The sequence below is a fragment of the Streptomyces lunaelactis genome, from assembly GCF_003054555.1.
GTDB classification, from domain to species: Bacteria; Actinomycetota; Actinomycetes; order Streptomycetales; family Streptomycetaceae; genus Streptomyces; species Streptomyces lunaelactis.
Genome location: NZ_CP026304.1, coordinates 2122875 through 2138923, shown reverse-complemented (window position 1 = coordinate 2138923; position 16049 = coordinate 2122875). Strand labels below are relative to the sequence as shown.

The window sequence follows — 16049 nt, the reverse complement described above, 5'->3', positions numbered from 1 at the left end:
GACCGGCGCTGCGGCGGCAGGGGAGAGTGGGAGGCTCGACCGAGGGGGTATACCGGGCATATCGTGGTAATTAATACCCGGCTCGGACGGTAGGGGGTGCCCTGATGGTCGAAGAGCTGGTGGCTGTGGGCGCTGCGGTCGCGGCCGGTTGTTTCGTCTATGTGGTGGCGGCTGCCAAGGTGGTCAAGCAGTACGAGCGGGGCGTGGTCTTCCGCCTCGGCCGGCTGCGCGGCACTGTGCGCGGGCCGGGCTTCACCATGATCGTTCCTGCCGTTGACCGGTTGCGTAAGGTCAATATGCAGATCGTGACGATGCCGGTTCCCGCGCAGGACGGTATTACGCGGGACAACGTGACGGTGCGGGTGGACGCGGTGATCTATTTCAAGGTCATCGACGCCTCCGACGCGATCGTGCAGGTCGAGGACTATCGGTTCGCGGTCTCGCAGATGGCGCAGACGTCGCTGCGTTCGATCATCGGCAAGAGTGATCTGGATGATCTGCTGTCCAACCGCGAAAAGCTCAATCAGGGGCTGGAGTTGATGATCGACAGTCCGGCGATGGGGTGGGGTGTGCAGATCGACCGGGTGGAGATCAAGGACGTGTCCCTGCCCGAGGCCATGAAGCGGTCGATGGCGCGGCAGGCGGAGGCGGACCGGGAGCGCCGGGCGCGGGTCATCAACGCCGACGCGGAGCTGCAGGCCTCCAAGAAGCTGGCCGAGGCGGCCGGGGTGATGGCCGAGCAGCCCGCCGCGCTTCAGCTGAGGCTGTTGCAGACGGTGGTCGCGGTCGCGGCCGAGAAGAACTCCACGCTGGTGCTGCCGTTCCCGGTCGAGCTGCTGCGCTTCTTGGAACGTGCCCAGCAGCCCGCGTCGTCGGGGCAGTCCCAGCCCGCGCAGTCCCAGATCGCGCAGCCGACGTCGGGGGAGCCCACGTCCGTGGAGCCGCCGGCGCGGGCCGAGGAGCAGGAGGCATTGGAGCCGCCGCCGGTGCAGCCGGTGCCGCCTCTGCCGCCGGCCGTGCCGCCCGCCGCGTGAGTGCGCCCGGCCTTCACCCACATCGCGCCGGGCATCGGCGCACCCGCTCGGGAGCGCCGTCTCATAGGCTGTCGGGGCCCATTGTCAGACCCCACCCGTAAGGTCGTAGATCCAGTACTTCGGTACGCGACCTGCGGGAGCGAGGTGACCCGATGACGTCCGAGACGCGGCAGCTGCTGCACACCCGTGCCGCGGTCTTCGTGCCGGCGGCGCTGCCGCGCGAGGGGCGGGTCGCCTTCTGGGATCCGGACGGCGACCGGCTCGGTGACGGGTTCGGCGACCGGCTCGGCGACCGGCTCGGGGACGCCACCGATGAGCTCACCGTCGTAGGCCGCGATGGCACGGGCATCCGTAGCCGTACCGTCCCCGCCGTGCTGCTGCCGATCGCCGAGGCCGTACCGCTGCTGACCCGAGCCCGTCATGACCCGGCCGCGCACCCCGCCACCGCCTGCTGGGGCGCCGCCGCGCTGCATGCCGTCCATCTCGTGGCGCGCGGCAGGCTGCTGCCGGGCCTGACCGTCACCGATCACGACGCATGGCGGGCGGGCCCGCTGGACGCCGACGACATCGCCCAGCTGAGGGCGATCGCCGCCGCCATGCCGTACGAGGCGCATGCCATCGCCGTCCCGGAGCTCACGCCGCTGCAGCTGCCGGACCCCGAGGCGCTCGTGCGGTCGTTCTTCGACGCGGTGGCCGACGCCCTGCCGCGTACGCCCGCCGCCGTGTACGCCGCGGGGGCGCCGTTCGCGGCCGTCTCCGCGCAGTATCTGCCCGGGGCGAGGGAGTGGGCGGCTGAGGCCGCGGCGGGCATGGACGCGGGGGTGCGGGTCTCCCTGCGCCTCGACCTCTCCGCGTTCGAGCTCTTCGACATCGCCGAGGAGGACGGGGCCGAGCGGAATGCCGGCGCGGCCCTCGTCCAGGTGCACAGCCTCGCCGATCCGACGCTCGTCATCGACGCGGCCCGGCTCTGGGCGGGCGACGGCGACGAGCACTTCGGGCCGCGCGCCCGGATCGACGCGGTGCTGGCGCTGCGCCGCGCGGCCCGGGTCTGGCCGCCGCTCGCCGGCCTGCTCGAGCGGGACGTGCCCGATGTGCTGCCGCTCACCGAGGACGAGCTGTACGAGCTCCTGGGGCCGGGGGCGGCGCGCCTGGCCGCCGCCGGAGTGGCCGTGCACTGGCCGAAGGAGCTGGCCCGTTCCCTCTCGGCCGCCGCGGTCGTACGGTCCGCGCCCGGCTCGGCGACGGACGGCACGCCGTTCTTCGACAGCGAGGAACTCCTCAAGTTCAACTGGCAGTTGGCCCTCGACGGCGATCCGCTGACCGAGCGCGAGATGGACGCGCTGGCCGAGTCGCACCGCCCGATCGTGCGACTGCGGGACCAGTGGGTGGTGCTCGACCCCGATCTCGTACGGAAGGCGCGCAAGCGGGAGCTGGGGCTGCTCCAGCCGGTCGACGCGCTGGCCGTGGCGCTGACCGGCACGGCGGAGGTGGACGGCGAGACGGTGGAGGCGCTGCCGACGGGAGCGCTCGCGACCCTGCGCGACCGGCTCACCGCGGCCTCCACCCCCGTCGCACCCCCGGCGGGCCTCGCCGCCACACTGCGCGACTACCAACTCCGGGGCCTGGCCTGGCTGGACCTGATGACCTCGCTCGGACTCGGCGGCTGCCTCGCGGACGACATGGGCCTCGGCAAGACGGTCACGGTGATCGCCCTCCACCTCCACCGCGCGCGTACGGCCCCGACGCTGGTCGTCTGCCCGGCCTCACTGCTCGGCAACTGGCAGCGGGAGATCAACCGCTTCGCCCCCGGCGTGCCGGTGCGCCGCTTCCACGGTGCCGACCGCACACTGCCCGAGCTCGACGGCGGCTTCGTCCTCACCACGTACGGCACGATGCGCACCAGCGCGGACCAACTGGCCGCGCACAGCTGGGGAATGGTCGTCGCCGACGAGGCGCAGCACGTCAAGAACCCGTTCTCGGCGACCGCCAAGGCGCTGCGCACCATTCCCACCCCCGCGCGCGTCGCCCTGACCGGAACGCCCGTCGAGAACAACCTCTCCGAGCTGTGGGCGCTCCTGGACTGGACGACCCCCGGACTGCTCGGCCCGCTGAAGGCCTTCCGCTCCCGGCACGCGCGCCTGGTGGAGAACGGGGAGGACGACCACGCGGTCGAGCGGCTCTCCCGGCTGGTCCGCCCCTTCCTCCTGCGCCGCAAGAAGTCCGATCCGGGCATCGTGCCCGAGCTGCCGCCGAAGACGGAGTCCGACCATCCCGTCGCGCTCACCCGCGAGCAGGCCTCGCTGTACGAAGCGGTCGTACGGGAGACGATGGCGGCGATCGAGAGCGCCGAGGGCATCGCGCGCCGCGGCCTGGTGATGAAGCTGCTGACCGCGCTCAAGCAGATCTGCAACCACCCCGCCCAGTACCTGAAGGAAGAGACGGCGAGGCTGGCGGGCCGCTCCGGCAAGCTGTCACTCCTGGACGAGCTCGTGGAGACGATCCTGTCGGAGGACGGCTCGGTCCTGATCTTCACCCAGTACGTATCGATGGCCCGCATCCTGTCGGCGCACCTCGCCTCCCGGGCGATCCCGTCCCAACTCCTGCACGGGGGAACGCCGGTGGCGGAGCGCGAGCGCATGGTGGACCGCTTCCAGTCCGGCGAGACACCCGTCTTCATCCTCTCCCTCAAGGCCGCGGGCACCGGTCTGAACCTCACCCGGGCGGGCCATGTCATCCACTTCGACCGCTGGTGGAACCCGGCGGTCGAGGAGCAGGCGACGGACCGGGCGTACCGCATCGGCCAGACACAGCCGGTGCAGGTCCACCGCCTGATCGCGGAGGGCACGGTGGAGGACCGCATCGCCGAAATGCTCGCCTCCAAGCGGGCGTTGGCCGACGCGGTCCTCGGCTCGGGAGAGGCGGCCCTGACCGAACTGACCGACCGAGAGCTGGCCGACCTCGTCTCGCTGCGGAGGCCGTCATGACCCCGCGCACCCCTCCCCGGTACGACGACCGCCGCCGTACGTTTCCGGCCATGGAGCCGCTCAGGGACGCCAAGGGCGAGGAGTTCGCATCCAGCTGGTGGGGCAACACCTGGGTGGAGGCGCTGGAGGACATGGCGTTGGACCGGGCTCGTCTCGCCCGGGGCCGCGCGTACGCCGGCCGTGGCCATGTCGACGCGATCACGGTCACGCCGGGCCGGGTCATGGCGTACGTCCACGGCAGCAGGCCGCGCCCGTACCGCACGGAGATCCGCCTCCGTACCCTCAGCGACGCCGACTGGGACGACTTCCTGGCCGCCGCGGCGGCCCGACCGGACCACATCGCGGCGCTGCTCGACAAGGATGTCCCGCACGCGCTGGCGACCGCGGCGGATCTGCTGCCCACGCCGGGTGATCTGATCCCCGACTGCTCCTGCCCGGACGACGGTTACCCCTGCAAGCACGCGGCCGCGCTCTGCTATCAGACGGCGAGGCTGCTGGACGAGGACCCGTTCGTCCTGTTCCTGATGCGCGGTATGGGAGAGCGCGACATCCTCGCCTCGCTCTCCCACCGGAACGCGACCCGGTCGGCCGCCGAGCGCACCACCGCGGCCACCGCCACCCCCGTGCCGACGGTCCCGGCCGACGAGGCCCTGGCCCGGCGCTCACTCCCCATGCTCCCGCCCCGTTCCGGCCCCGCCCACCCCGGACGCCCACCGCCTACCCCACATGCCCGGCGCCCCCGACCCCCTGGCCCTGGACCTCCTGGCCACCGAGGCGGCCGCCCGCGCCCACACCCTCCTCACCACAGGCACCGACCCCACCGCGGAGCTGACGGAATGGCAGGACGCGGTCCGCCTGGCCGCCGCCCACCCCGGATCCGGCCTGACCGCCTCCACCCGCGCCCTCTACCGCGATCTCGCCGCGGCCACCGACCACACCCCCACCGACCTGGCCCGCGCGGTGGCCGCCTGGCGCCAAGGGGGTCTCGAAGCCCTGGCCGTACTCGAAGACCCCTGGGACCCGCCGGCGGGCCCCTTCGACCGCGCCCGCCCGGCCCTGATCGCCGCCGACTTCCCGTACTTCCGTCCCTGGCGCAACCACCTCTCCACGGACTCCATCCAGCTCCGCTTCGGCCGCGACGGCCTCTGGTACGGCTATGAATCGGACGCCGGCCGCGAGGACTGGTGGCCGCGCGGCACCCCGGACGCCGACCCGGTGGGCGCGCTCACCGCACTGCTGGGCAGGTGAGCGACTGGGCGCTAGCGGGAGGCCGCGAACGGGACGAACGCCGCCCATGAGCCGTCTGCGAAGGCGAGTTGCGCGCCTGCCTTGTCCTTTGAGTCCCGGACGCGGACGGTACCGGGGGCGGAGGCGACCTCGACGCACTCGGGACCTTCGCCGGTGCTGTAGCTGCTCTTGAACCACATCAGCTCGGCGGCGCTGTCTGCAGAGGGTTGCACTGTCATGTCTCTCCCAGCACTTTCTCGATCAGGGCCAGCGACTCCCGTGGAGTGAGAGCCTGCGCTCGGATGGTGCCATACCTTGCCTCAAGGGTGCGGACCTCTTTCCGGTCAGTGACCACGCGGCTGAACTGCTGCACTTCGGCGTGCGCTGTCCTGGGCCCAACCTTGGGCTCCAGCAGCTGGAAGGGGCCGCCCAGTCCTACATGCTCCTCACGGTCGGTCGGCATCACCTGGATCGAAACATTCCGCAACTTGCCGATCTCCAGCACCCGTTCCAGCTGAGCCCTCAGCACATGCCTGCCACCGACTGGGCGGAGCAGTGTCACCTCCTCCTGAACGAAGGTCAGGAGCGGAGCGGGCCAACGGCTGAAGATCTCCTGGCGGGCCATGCGTGCGGCGACGTACCGTTCGATCGTCTCTTCGTCCAGTAGGGGCGTCCGCATCCGGAACAGCGTCCGGGAGTAGTCCTCGGTCTGCAGCAGCCCGTGGATGACGGAGTTGGCGTACGCACCCAACTCGACTGCCTCCGCCTCCAACTTGGCGAGATCCCGCACTTTCCTGGGATACCGCGCCCGTTCCACGTCCCCCTTGAACGCCGCCAGGATCCCGCCCGCCCCCAGCGCCTCGTCCGCCCGGTCGAGGAACTCCGGTTTCGCGATGCGGCGCCCTCGCTCGACCGCCGAGACCTGGTGCTCCGTGTAACCGATCGCCTTGCCGAGCTCGGCCTGCGTCAAGTGAGCCCGTTCCCGCCACAGCCTGACCTGCTTGCCGACGGTCTTGAGGAGTTCCGCCGTCCCCTCGTCCCAGTCCGGCTGCTCTTCTGCTTCGTCGTTCATCGGCCCTGTCGTATCCGCCATGTCGTCCCACCTTCGACGCGCCCCTGACCAACGCCGCCCTGCGCTCTGCGTCACGCCCGACAACCCGGACAGCACGCCTCCGAGCTTGGACAATCACGCTGCGTACCGACAACGCTCCTGTTCAGGTTACGCACGCTCGGCCACGCTGAGTGATGTGAATCACCAAACCGTCAGCACCGAACTCCCCGTCCCCACCCACCGCTTCACGGTCCGGCTGAGCGCGACCCGCCGCGGCGCCCGTCTCGCCCGACGACTCGCCACTCAGCAACTCGACGCCTGGGGCTGGCCGTACGACTCCGACTCCTCCCGGACGGCCGCCCTCCTCGTGGCCGAACTCGCCGCGAATGCCATCACGCACGGTCGTGTCCCCGGCCGGGATTTCCGGCTGGGGCTCACTGTCGTCCCTCCTGGCACGCTCCGTGTGGAGGTCAGCGATGCCCGCCGCGACCGTGGGCTGCCCGTGCCGGCTGACCTTGGGTCCGCACCTCTCGACTCCGACGGTGGTCGCGGCCTGCTTCTCGTCGACGCCCTCGCTGCCGACTGGGGAACCAGCCACAGTGATCCCGTCCTGAAGACCGTCTGGTGCTCGATCGCTCTGGGCCCCAGCGTCACCGGGGCCCGGCGGGTCACAAGCCCTCCGCCCAGCTGACCAGCGCCGCGAAGTCCTCCTCCCGCAGCCCCCGCCCCGGGTGGATCCGCAGGAGCAGCGCCGGTGCGTCGTGGTTGGCAGCGACATGGGCCGTGTCCAGGTCCGTGATCATGTCGTCCACCCAGGCGAACGGGCGGCCTGCCGCCCAATCCAGCAGCGGCCGGGTCTTCCAGTACAGGCCGTCCGGGTCCTTCGCGAAGAGTTCCGGCCACTCGATCACCGGGAGATCGGCGGGCAGGCCGACGCCCGGGGCGATCATGGTGTTGGCCTCGTGCATCCAGGTGGTCGCCCAGGCCAGTTCGAAGGGCAGGCCCGTCAGCCGTGGGCCGTGGGCGGGGTTGAGACGGACCCGTAGGCCGCGGCGGTGGCGGCGGGAGCCAGGGCGCTGGCGGGCGAGCCAGTTCGCCGGGTGCAGGCGGTGCGTCGTATAGCCGCGCAATCGCGGGAGACGCGCCGCGTACGGGTTGAGCGGGCCGTCGACGTCGAGGAGGAGCAGCGGGCGATCCGTCATGGGGGAGAACTGCCCGCTGCGGAGCCGGATTACGGCAGGCAGCCGTCGACAGTTCCGGACTGCCGCACCCTCCAGGGGGACCGGGCCCCTGCCCGCTCAGTAGTCGAGGTACTGGACACCCGTGAGTTGCTGCGATGTCGCCCATAGGGCGTGGGATCCGTCGCGGTCGAGGCCTGCACCGGTGAACGCCCCGGGCCGCACCTGCGGGTGGAGCTTGGGGCCGGTCGGGCCGTAGAAGCTGCCCGGCGAGGCGTCGGGGGAGGTTGCGGCGTAGAGGATCGGAACGGCAGCGTGTTCCGCGGGCCGTCCGATCAGCGCCGCCGCCGTCTTCGTCACGAGCCGCAGCGCGGGTGAGGGGTAGGTGGTGTGCAGTGGTGTCTTCGCCATGCCCGGGTGGGCGACGAAGCTTCTGACCGTGGAGCCGGACGCTTGCAGGCGGCGTTGGAGTTCGCGGCCGAAGAGCACATTGGCGAGCTTCGAGCGGTTGTAGGCCCGGCCCGGTGAGTAGGTGCCACTGCCGTCGAGTCGGTCCAGGTCCAAGTCGGCGCGCGCATACAGCGCGGACGCGACGACGACGATCCGTGGATCATGGCCGTTGCCGAGCAGATCCAGCAGCGGACCGGTCAGCGCAAAGTGACCCAGGTGGTTCGTCGCGAACTGGCTCTCCACGCCCTCGGGGCTCAGCACGAGCGACTGGCTGCTGATCCCGGCGTTCTCGATCAGCAGGTCGACCGCCGTGAACCGCTCGTGCACCGCGGCCGTGAACCGGTGCACCGAGGCCAGGTCGAGCAGGTCGAGTTCCATCACCACCGCTTCACCCGGACCTGGGGCCAATTCGGCGCGCATCTGCTCGGCCTTGGCTGTGTTCCTCACCGCCATGACGACTCGTGCGCCGTGGGCGATGAGTGATCGTGTGACCGCCAGCCCGAGACCGCTTGCGGCGCCGGTGACAACGGCGGTACGTCCGGCCAGGTCGGGCATGTCATCGGTGGACCATGAGAGGGCAGGAAACCGGGGAGAACGAGTGCTCATACGCCGACGCTAAACTCTGACATCAGTGTCAAGGTCAAGGAAGCCGGGCGGTGAGCGGCTGCGAGTGGAGAAGCATGAGGATCGGCGAGTTGAGTCGAGCGACCGGCGTCAGCGCCCGCTCGCTGCGCTACTACGAGCAGCAGGGCATCCTCACGTCCGAACGCCGGGGCAATGGGTATCGCGAATACGGACCTGAAGCGCCCGAAGTGGTCTTCCGTATCCGTGCGCTGCTGGCCATCGGCCTGCCGACTGACAGGATCCGCGACATCCTGCCCTGCGACGGCGCGGCGGGACGGCAGTCAGAGGTCTGCCCCACGCTGCTGGCGAAGATCCGCGAGATCCGCGACAACGTTTCCGAGCAGGCCGCAGAACTGTCCCGTACGAGCGACGCCCTTACCCGCTACCTCGGCGAGAACTTCGCCTGACCCGGCCCGTGTCGTTCGCCTCGATCCGGTAGCCGGTACGAACAGACCCGTCAGTTCGACAAGAAGCACACTCGATGGAGTGAAAGGCATTTCTGCCATAACCCGAATGGCCTCATGAGCGTTGGTTCAGGTGCGGGCGAGTGCCCGCGAACTTCTCCTGAAGGCAGGGAACCCATGAGGCAGGTTCACCGAAAGGGTCTGGCCGTCCTGATGCTCACGGGCGGCGCGCTCGCCATGGCGGGGCACGCGCACGCCGACTCCAACGCGGACGGCGGTGCGGCTCGTTCGCCCGGACTGCTGTCCGGCAACACGGTGCAGATCCCGGTGAATGTCCCGGTCAACGCCTGCGGCAACACGGTCGATGTCCTCGGAGTGCTCAACCCTGCCGCCGGGAACGCCTGCGCCTCCGCCCCCGACGTCCCCGGCAGGCCGCCCGTCCGCCCGCGTCCTGCCACCCCGCCGAAGCCCGCGGCACCGGTGCGCCTGGCCGACACAGGCTCCGGTTCTGTCGCCCTGACCGCGCCCGCAGGCGCCGCCCTTCTGCTCGGCGGAATCGTGCTCTACCGCCGCCGCCGGCCCGCCAACCGGTCCTAGTGCGCAGGGCAGGACCAGGACGCCAGCACCCCATCGATCACAGCCGCCACCCTGGCCCGCGCTTCATAGCGGGCCACTCCGGCCATCAGCAGGGTGTCGTACTCCGTGTCGAGATGCCGTACGGAGGCCCGCACCGCGGCCGTGACCGCACCCTCATCCAGGGAGCGGCCCGCCGCGGTGCGGCCCACCCTCCCGCTGCCGCGCGCCGAGGCGTGCTCCGCGACCTCGCGGGCGCGGGCAGGCGGGCAGCCGGGGAACAGCCGCAGGATCTCCGCGGCGAACGAGGTGGTGAACCGTACGTCCTCGGCCGCGCGGCGGACCGCGTCCCGCTCGCGACGTCGCGCCCGTGCGTCCGCGTCCGCCAGGCACGCCGACTCGGCGCGGGCCAGCGCCGCCTCCTCGACCAGCAGCCCCTGGCGTTCGTACCGCTTGCGGCGCCGGTTGAAGCGGACCACGACCGCGCACAGCGAACTCGCCTCACGGGCACGGCGGGTGAGAGCCGCGGAGCCCCGCGGCAGATACACCAGGTGGGCAAGGTCCGCGCAGTCCAGACAGACGGGCGCGTTGAATTCGAGAAGGTGCAGCGGAAGAGGCCCTTGGCGGCACTCGGCGCAGTGCCGCTGCTTCAGTGGTTCGATCACCACCAGGTCCATGTCCGCAGCGTACCCAGCAGGTACGCTCCGCTCCCATGACGCTGCACTGTGCCGTGCTCGACGACTACCAGGATGTCGCGCTGTCCATGGCGGACTGGTCGGCCCTCGGAAGTGATGTCGAAGTGACCTCGCTGCAAAGTCACTTCACACACGAGGACGAGGTCGTGGAGGCCGTCGGCGACTGCGAGATCCTCGTAGCGATGCGCGAACGCACCCCGTTCACCGCCTCCCTCTTCGCCCGGCTGCCGCGTCTGCAGCTGCTGATCACGTCCGGTATGCGCAACGCGTCCATCGACCTCGAAGCCGCCGCCCGCCACGGTGTCACCGTCTGCGGCACCAGCAGCAGCTCCGAACCGCCCGCCGAGCTGACCTGGGCGCTGATCCTCGGACTGGCGCGGCACGTCGTCCAGGAGGGCTCGGCCTTCCGCGACGACGGCCCCTGGCAGAGCACCGTCGGCGCCGATCTGCACGGAAGTCGGCTCGCGCTCCTCGGCCTCGGCAGGATCGGCGCGAAAGTCGCCCGCGTCGGACAGGCCTTCGGGATGGAGGTCATGGCGTGGAGCCGGCACCTCACCGACGAGCGGGCCGCGGAGGTCGGGGTCGTACGCGCCCACTCGCTCGGGGAGTTGCTCGAAGCCGGTGACTTCGTCTCCGTACATCTGCAGCTCGGCGACCGCACCCGCGGGCTGATCGGCGCGAAAGAGCTCGAGCGGATGCGGCGTACGGCCTACCTGGTCAACACCTCGCGGGCCGCGATCGTCGACCAGGCAGCGCTGGTGCGGGCCCTGCACGACGGCTGGATCGCCGGAGCGGGCGCCGACGTCTTCGAGACGGAGCCGCTGCCCGAGGACGACCCGTTGCGCTCCGCGCCGAACTTCCTCGGGCTGCCGCACCTCGGCTATGTGACCCGGCGCAATTACGAGGGGTACTTCCGGCAGGCCGTCGAGGACATCGCCGCATATCTCGCCGGCCGGCCCGTCCGTACGCTCGGTCCCAGCCCGGGGTAGGAAGTCCCAGCCCGCGCTAGGGAGTCTCAGCGCACGCCCGGCGCCGCCGCCCCGATGAACTCGGACAGTGTCTCGCGCGCCTGCTCGGAGCGCTGCGAACGGTCGGCCTCGTCCGGCGCCTCGTGCATGCAGTTGGTGACCTCGAAAGCGGACGCGGCCAGCTCCAGCGCCTGAGCATCGTCACAGACCAACTGGACGCGGATCAGCGCCTGATGGGCGGACGAGCGCAGCCGGTAGGAGTCGATACGCGCCGCCTCGGCCACCGCGCTGCCCGGCCGCTCCTTCGCCCGGTGCCAGCGGTCGTTCTGACCGCGCCGGTAGTCGACGAGCGTGCCGGCGAAGGCGCTGTACGCGGAGATCCGCTCCTGGCGCAGCTGTTCGGCACGGGTGAGGGCAGCGGTGCGCTCCATGGTCTGGCGCTGGAAGAAGTGGGTGGCCACCGAGCCGAGCAGGGTGCCTATGACCGCGATGACGGCTGTCTCCATCGTGCGTAACTCCCCGGCGGATCTGAAGAGATGGATCTGAAAATCGTTCGATAACGGGTGGGCGGTCTTGCTAGCTTGATCGACGTGGCGAAACTCAATCAGATCATCGCAGTCGAGAAAGGCGTCAAGTCCAAGGCGCATCAGGACCTGACGACAGCGCATCACGGGCTGCAGAAGCCCGCGCTGCTCGCCGGCATCTCGCGTACGTACCAGCCGAAGGACGAGGAGGGCGAGCAGCTGCCGCCCGAGTCCACGCGGGTGCAGGTCAAGGCCGAGGATGTGCTGCGCGAGACCGCGAAGACGCTGACCCGGCTGTTCGACGTGACCGCCACCAAGGACTGGGCCAACTGCACCGCGCGCGCCGATGTCACGGTGGACGGGCGGGTCCTGGTGAGCGAGGTGCCGGTGGCGTATCTCCTCTTTCTCGAGAAGCAGTTGACGGACATCAACACCTTTGTGCGCAAGCTGCCGGTGCTCGATGCCTCGGAGTCGTGGTCTCAGGACCCGTCGACCGACGCATGGAAGACCGAGTCGGTACGGACTCTGCGTACGAAGAAGGTCCCGCGCAACCATGTGAAGGCGGAGGCGACCGAAAAGCATCCCGCGCAGGTCGAGGTGTACTACGAGGACATTCCGGTCGGTTACTGGACGACCGTGAAATTCTCCGGTGCGCTGCCGGCCCGGCGGGTGAATGAACTGCTCGAGCGGGTGGAAAAGCTTCAGCAGGCCGTGAAGTTCGCCCGCGAGGAGGCGAATGGCGCGGAGGTCACCGACCAGCGGGTGGGCGACGCCGTATTTGGCTATCTGTTCGGGTAGCCTCAATGATTCCCCGGCCGCCTCTGTGCGGGCGGGGTGCGCGAGGAGCGCAAGCTGAAACTGAAGCTTGTCGTGACTGTGCGGTTCAAGTGGAGGTTCGAGTCCTCCCCGCGGCACATCCAGCAGGATGTACGGGCCGCGGTAGCCCAACTGGCAGAGGCAGACCGCGATCAATCTCAGACTATTGCTCCAGACTCAGCATTCGCCGCCGATCGCCGGATCAACCGGGCCCAGGCCCTGGTGCGTCGAAATGCCGGTTCAAGTCCGGCCCGCGCAGCTCGATGCGCGGTGGTCCAAAGGCAGGACGCGGCGACATAACGACTGACCTGGGTTCTCAAGCGTGCCGGCGTGCGAAATGGGCGGCATCACAGGGCTCGGGAGCCGGCTACGCTCCCGGGCCCGCTCCCGTTTCCGGTCCGGAACGGACTTCTCATCCGGTACGTTGGGGCCGTTTTGGCGGCGCCGCCGAGTTGGAGGAGTTCCATGGGATTCAAGGACAGAACGCGTACGCGGATGGTCCTGGCCGGATGCCTCGCAGCGCTCGCGACGGTGCCCTCCGCGGCGAACGCCACGCCCGGCAGCGGCGTTTCGGGCACGGTCCTCGCACAGGGAGTTTCGGAGGGGACCCTCAAGCTGAAGGCCAAGGGGACGACGGATGTGGTCGTACGGACGATCACGATCGCCCCGGGCGGCTCCACAGGCTGGCACACGCACGCCGGGCAGCTTCTCGCCGTCGTCAAGTCCGGGACGCTGACTCGCACTCTGGACGACTGCTCCGTCGAGGTCACGTCCGCTGGTACGGCCTTCATCGAACCGTCCGGCAAGAAGCACCGGCACATCGGGCGCAATCTGGGCAGCGAGCCGGTCGTCCTGTACGTGACGTATCTGCTGCCCACGGGCAGCGCACTGTCCGACGACGCGGACGCGCCGCCGTGCGCCGGTAAGTAGGCCATGCGATTCGAGGCGATCTCCTGGGAGCGGCTGACCGCTGCCCTCGTCGGCCGGATCATGGAGGCCAAGGCGGAGGACGGCAGTCCGTGGCTGCGCATTGGTGTCGACGGGGCTCCCGCCGCGCCGGCCGGGGAGCTCGCCGGGCGGGTTGCCGAAGCGCTGCGGGTGCGGGGGCGGGGCGTCCTTGTCGTCGGGACCGGGGGGTTTCTGCGGCCCGCCTCGCTGCGGTACGAGTACGGGCGCGAGGACCCCGATACGTACTACAGCGGCTGGTTCGACACCGGGGCGCTGTGGCGTGAGGTCTTCGGGCCGCTGGAGGCAGGCGGCAGCGGGCGGGTGCTGCCCGATCTGTGGGATCCGGCGACCGACCGGGCGACCCGTAGTGCGCGGGTGGAACTGCCGCCGGGCGGCGTCCTGTTGCTGCACGGACCGCTTCTCCTCGGGCACTGGTTCCCGTTCGATCTCACCGTGCATCTGCGGCTGTCGGCCGCTGCGCTCCGGCGGCGTACGGAGGAGAGCGAGCGCTGGACACTGCCCGCGTTCCAGCGGTACGAGGACGAGGTGGAGCCGGGGGCGGCGGCGGACGTGCTCGTACAGGCCGACGATCCCCGCCGTCCCGCGTGGGGTGGGCCGGACCGAGAGGCCTGACCGGCGCCCCCGCGGCACTACGGGCGGCCGCCGACCACCGTCACCGCCTCCGCGCCCGCCCGGCAGCCCTGCGCCGCGGCCGTCGCCGCATCCGCCCCCGCCAGCCGCGCAGCGAGGAACGCACCCGTGAACGCGTCGCCCGCGCCCGTGGAGTCCACCGCATCCGCCGGGAACGGCGCGACGCGGGCCGTGACCCTGCCGGACTCCGCGACCAGGGCGCCCTCGGCGCCCAGGGTGACAACGGTCAGCGGGACATGCCGGCTCAGCTTGGCCGCCGCGTCGGCCGGGTCGGAGAGGCCGGTGAGGAGGCGGGCCTCGTCGCCGTTCGGGATGAGGACGGCCGCGCCGTCGACCGCCGCCAGCACGCGGTCCACGCCGAGCTCGGTGATGAAGCCCGCGGATGCCGGGTCCACGCTCACCGGGACGCCGCGGGCTCGCGCCGACTCCAGTGCGAGCAGGGCCAGTTCACGGCTGGTGTCGGCGAAGAGCAGATAGCCGGACAGATGCAGATGGCCGACGCCGTCCAGCATCGAAGGCGACCAGTCCGCGCGGGATATCCGCAGCACCGCACCGCTGTCGGTGAGGAACGTCCGCTCGGCCGTCGCGTCGACCAGGGCGATGACGGTCGCGGTCGGAGCCTCGGCGTCCGGGACGAGGAGGGGACGTACGCCCGCGGCCCGCAGATGCTTCTCGTGCCAGCCCGCCTCGTCCTCGCCGACCCGCCCCAGCAGCGTTACGTCCGCACAGCCCCAACGCGCCGCCCAGCAGGCCGCGTTGGCCCCCGCCCCACCCGGCAGTATGCGGATCCGGGCCGCCGTGTCCGTCCCCCGGGGGAACGAAGTGAGACGGGGGTCCCCCCGGCCGACGGCCGGGGGAAGCGTGCGGTGCCTGGCCACGACATCCGTGACGACATCCCCGATGACCAGCAGTGCGCCCCCCTGGCCATCGCTCACAGCGCCACCGCGATCCGCGCCGCCAGCCGCACATTGCCGCGCACCGCTGCCAGGTTGGCCTCCAGCGAAGCCCCCTCGGTCTGCCGCATCAGATAGTCGAGGAGGAAGGGGGTCACCGACTGGCCGCGGATGCCCCGCTCCCGGCACTCGTCCAGCGCCTCGCCGAGCACCCGGTCGTGCAGCGCCGGATCCAGTTGATCGGCCTCCGTGACCGGATTGGCGACGATCAGCGCCGACTCCGGACCGCCGAGGGCCTCCTTGGCCCGGATCACCTCCGCCACCTCCTCCGGCGTACGGACCGTCCAGTCGACCCCCTCACCCGATGAGGTCAGATAGAAGCCGGGGAAGCGGTCGGTGCCGTAACCGACGATGGTGACGCCCAGCGTCTCCAGTCGCTGCAGCGTCGCCGGGACGTCCAGTATCGACTTCACGCCCGCGCACACCACCGCGATCCGTGTCTGCGCCAGCAGCCGCAGATCCGCCGACTCGTCCTGCGTCTCGGTCCACTCGCGGTGCACCCCGCCGAGCCCGCCGGTCGCGAAGACCCGGATCCCGGCCCGCGCCGCCAGGAACGCCGTCGCCGACACCGTCGTCGCCCCGCTCGCCCCCGCCGCCAGCGCGGGCGCGAGATCCCGGTGGCCGAATTTCCGTACGCCGTCGTCCCGCGCGATCCGCTCCAACTGCTCCTTGCCCAGTCCGATATGAGGCTGTCCGTCCAGTACGGCGACGGTGGCGGGGACGGCGCCCCCGGACCGTACGAGCTCCTCCAGCTCCTCGGCGACAGCCAGATTGCGCGGACGCGGCAGCCCGTGCGCGATGATCGTCGACTCCAGGGCGACGACGGGCCGGTTCGCGTCGAGCGCTTCCTGTACTTCCTCGGTCACTTCGGTCAGCAGCATGTCCCATCCCTGGCACGGGAGGGGCACGCCCAAACCCTCGGGCCGGCCGCTGCGCGCGTCGGCCGCAGCCCGGCATCGGCGGCAGCCG

17 protein-coding genes and 1 pseudogene are annotated in these 16049 nt (G+C 70.8%); 10 read left to right on the top strand and 8 right to left on the bottom strand.

Going from position 1 to position 16049, the window contains the following annotated elements:
* The first annotated feature begins 104 nt into the window (after positions 1–104).
* The 3 genes and pseudogenes from SLUN_RS09600 (at position 105) to SLUN_RS09590 (ending at position 5266) form a co-directional block, all read left to right on the top strand.
* Positions 105–1034 (top strand): slipin family protein, encoded by a 930-nt coding sequence (locus tag SLUN_RS09600; RefSeq protein WP_108148090.1) that lies wholly within the window; start codon positions 105–107, stop codon positions 1032–1034.
* 152 nt (positions 1035–1186) lie between these two features.
* Entirely contained in the window at positions 1187–4018 is a 2832-nt protein-coding gene (locus SLUN_RS09595) for an SCO1167/SCO6262 family helicase (RefSeq protein ID WP_175314097.1), read from the top strand.
* A pseudogene (locus tag SLUN_RS09590) lies at positions 4015–5266 on the top strand (SWIM zinc finger family protein). The gene SLUN_RS09595 and the pseudogene SLUN_RS09590 overlap by 4 nt, the downstream one beginning before the upstream one ends.
* Positions 5267–5277: 11 nt before the next feature.
* Here the strand turns inward: SLUN_RS09590 and SLUN_RS09585 are convergent.
* Positions 5278–5484 (bottom strand): DUF397 domain-containing protein, encoded by a 207-nt coding sequence (locus SLUN_RS09585; RefSeq protein WP_108148089.1) that lies wholly within the window; start codon positions 5482–5484, stop codon positions 5278–5280.
* Positions 5481–6317 carry a helix-turn-helix domain-containing protein gene (locus SLUN_RS09580; protein ID WP_257153696.1) on the bottom strand — a complete coding sequence of 279 codons (837 nt, stop codon included), beginning with the start codon at positions 6315–6317 and terminating at the stop codon, positions 5481–5483. The genes SLUN_RS09585 and SLUN_RS09580 overlap by 4 nt, the downstream gene beginning before the upstream one ends.
* Positions 6318–6492: 175 nt before the next feature.
* Here SLUN_RS09580 and SLUN_RS09575 point away from each other — a divergent pair, with 175 nt between their 5' ends.
* The gene (locus tag SLUN_RS09575; RefSeq protein ID WP_108148087.1) at positions 6493–6987 is read left to right on the top strand and encodes an ATP-binding protein; all 495 of its coding nucleotides are present in this window, start codon (positions 6493–6495) and stop codon (positions 6985–6987) included.
* On the opposite strand, the gene SLUN_RS09570 is transcribed toward SLUN_RS09575, so the two are convergent.
* Both SLUN_RS09570 and SLUN_RS09565 read right to left on the bottom strand, forming a co-directional pair.
* Entirely contained in the window at positions 6965–7498 is a 534-nt protein-coding gene (locus SLUN_RS09570; protein WP_108148086.1) for an HAD domain-containing protein, read from the bottom strand. The genes SLUN_RS09575 and SLUN_RS09570 overlap by 23 nt on opposite strands.
* 96 nt (positions 7499–7594) lie before the next feature.
* Positions 7595–8530 carry an SDR family NAD(P)-dependent oxidoreductase gene (locus SLUN_RS09565; RefSeq protein ID WP_254710350.1) on the bottom strand — a complete coding sequence of 312 codons (936 nt, stop codon included), beginning with the start codon at positions 8528–8530 and terminating at the stop codon, positions 7595–7597.
* A gap of 74 nt (positions 8531–8604) precedes the next feature.
* Between SLUN_RS09565 and SLUN_RS09560 the strand changes: the two genes are divergently transcribed.
* Complete coding sequence (locus tag SLUN_RS09560) at positions 8605–8955, top strand: MerR family transcriptional regulator (RefSeq protein WP_108148084.1); 351 nt, start codon at positions 8605–8607, stop codon at positions 8953–8955.
* A 174-nt stretch (positions 8956–9129) separates the two neighbouring features.
* A complete protein-coding gene (locus SLUN_RS09555) occupies positions 9130–9549 on the top strand; it encodes a chaplin (RefSeq protein ID WP_175314329.1) in 420 nt (139 codons plus the stop codon).
* Here SLUN_RS09555 and SLUN_RS09550 read toward each other — a convergent pair.
* Positions 9546–10202: a DUF2293 domain-containing protein gene (locus SLUN_RS09550; protein ID WP_108148083.1), complete on the bottom strand. Its 657-nt coding sequence runs from the start codon at positions 10200–10202 to the stop codon at positions 9546–9548. The genes SLUN_RS09555 and SLUN_RS09550 overlap by 4 nt on opposite strands.
* A gap of 35 nt (positions 10203–10237) precedes the next feature.
* Between SLUN_RS09550 and SLUN_RS09545 the strand changes: the two genes are divergently transcribed.
* On the top strand, positions 10238–11209 hold the full coding sequence (locus tag SLUN_RS09545; RefSeq protein WP_108148082.1) for a D-2-hydroxyacid dehydrogenase family protein: 972 nt from the start codon (positions 10238–10240) through the stop codon (positions 11207–11209).
* Between the two features lie 26 nt (positions 11210–11235).
* On the opposite strand, the gene kilB is transcribed toward SLUN_RS09545, so the two are convergent.
* Positions 11236–11694, bottom strand: a complete 459-nt coding sequence (gene kilB / locus SLUN_RS09540) for a plasmid transfer protein KilB (protein WP_108148081.1) — start codon at positions 11692–11694, stop codon at positions 11236–11238.
* A gap of 84 nt (positions 11695–11778) precedes the next feature.
* Between kilB and SLUN_RS09535 the strand changes: the two genes are divergently transcribed.
* From SLUN_RS09535 to SLUN_RS09520, 3 genes are all read left to right on the top strand, one after another.
* Positions 11779–12510, top strand: a complete 732-nt coding sequence (locus tag SLUN_RS09535) for a DUF7873 family protein (protein ID WP_108154623.1) — start codon at positions 11779–11781, stop codon at positions 12508–12510.
* Between the two features lie 483 nt (positions 12511–12993).
* The gene (locus SLUN_RS09525; RefSeq protein ID WP_254710351.1) at positions 12994–13458 is read left to right on the top strand and encodes a cupin domain-containing protein; all 465 of its coding nucleotides are present in this window, start codon (positions 12994–12996) and stop codon (positions 13456–13458) included.
* A 3-nt stretch (positions 13459–13461) separates the two neighbouring features.
* Entirely contained in the window at positions 13462–14109 is a 648-nt protein-coding gene (locus tag SLUN_RS09520) for a nucleoside/nucleotide kinase family protein (RefSeq protein WP_108148079.1), read from the top strand.
* Between the two features lie 17 nt (positions 14110–14126).
* On the opposite strand, the gene SLUN_RS09515 is transcribed toward SLUN_RS09520, so the two are convergent.
* Together SLUN_RS09515 and SLUN_RS09510 are read right to left on the bottom strand one after the other, a co-directional pair.
* The gene (locus tag SLUN_RS09515) at positions 14127–15062 is read right to left on the bottom strand and encodes a carbohydrate kinase family protein (protein WP_108148078.1); all 936 of its coding nucleotides are present in this window, start codon (positions 15060–15062) and stop codon (positions 14127–14129) included.
* On the bottom strand, positions 15059–15961 hold the full coding sequence (locus tag SLUN_RS09510) for a pseudouridine-5'-phosphate glycosidase (protein WP_108148077.1): 903 nt from the start codon (positions 15959–15961) through the stop codon (positions 15059–15061). Before SLUN_RS09510 ends, SLUN_RS09515 begins: the two co-directional genes overlap by 4 nt.
* Between the last annotated feature and the right edge of the window lie 88 nt (positions 15962–16049).

What these genes read in the sequence shown, in the direction of transcription:
- SLUN_RS09570 (WP_108148086.1), bottom strand. Translation starts at nt 7,498, where the DNA reads ATGACGGATCGCCCGCTGCTCCTCCTCGACGTCGACGGCCCGCTCAAC.
- SLUN_RS09600 (WP_108148090.1), top strand. Translation starts at nt 105, where the DNA reads ATGGTCGAAGAGCTGGTGGCTGTGGGCGCTGCGGTCGCGGCCGGTTGT.
- SLUN_RS09585 (WP_108148089.1), bottom strand. Translation starts at nt 5,484, where the DNA reads ATGACAGTGCAACCCTCTGCAGACAGCGCCGCCGAGCTGATGTGGTTC.
- SLUN_RS09565 (WP_254710350.1), bottom strand. Translation starts at nt 8,530, where the DNA reads ATGAGCACTCGTTCTCCCCGGTTTCCTGCCCTCTCATGGTCCACCGAT.
- kilB (WP_108148081.1), bottom strand. Translation starts at nt 11,694, where the DNA reads ATGGAGACAGCCGTCATCGCGGTCATAGGCACCCTGCTCGGCTCGGTG.
- SLUN_RS09545 (WP_108148082.1), top strand. Translation starts at nt 10,238, where the DNA reads ATGACGCTGCACTGTGCCGTGCTCGACGACTACCAGGATGTCGCGCTG.
- SLUN_RS09560 (WP_108148084.1), top strand. Translation starts at nt 8,605, where the DNA reads ATGAGGATCGGCGAGTTGAGTCGAGCGACCGGCGTCAGCGCCCGCTCG.
- SLUN_RS09510 (WP_108148077.1), bottom strand. Translation starts at nt 15,961, where the DNA reads ATGCTGCTGACCGAAGTGACCGAGGAAGTACAGGAAGCGCTCGACGCG.
- SLUN_RS09555 (WP_175314329.1), top strand. Translation starts at nt 9,130, where the DNA reads ATGAGGCAGGTTCACCGAAAGGGTCTGGCCGTCCTGATGCTCACGGGC.
- SLUN_RS09595 (WP_175314097.1), top strand. Translation starts at nt 1,187, where the DNA reads ATGACGTCCGAGACGCGGCAGCTGCTGCACACCCGTGCCGCGGTCTTC.
- SLUN_RS09520 (WP_108148079.1), top strand. Translation starts at nt 13,462, where the DNA reads ATGCGATTCGAGGCGATCTCCTGGGAGCGGCTGACCGCTGCCCTCGTC.
- SLUN_RS09580 (WP_257153696.1), bottom strand. Translation starts at nt 6,317, where the DNA reads ATGAACGACGAAGCAGAAGAGCAGCCGGACTGGGACGAGGGGACGGCG.
- SLUN_RS09525 (WP_254710351.1), top strand. Translation starts at nt 12,994, where the DNA reads ATGGGATTCAAGGACAGAACGCGTACGCGGATGGTCCTGGCCGGATGC.
- SLUN_RS09550 (WP_108148083.1), bottom strand. Translation starts at nt 10,202, where the DNA reads ATGGACCTGGTGGTGATCGAACCACTGAAGCAGCGGCACTGCGCCGAG.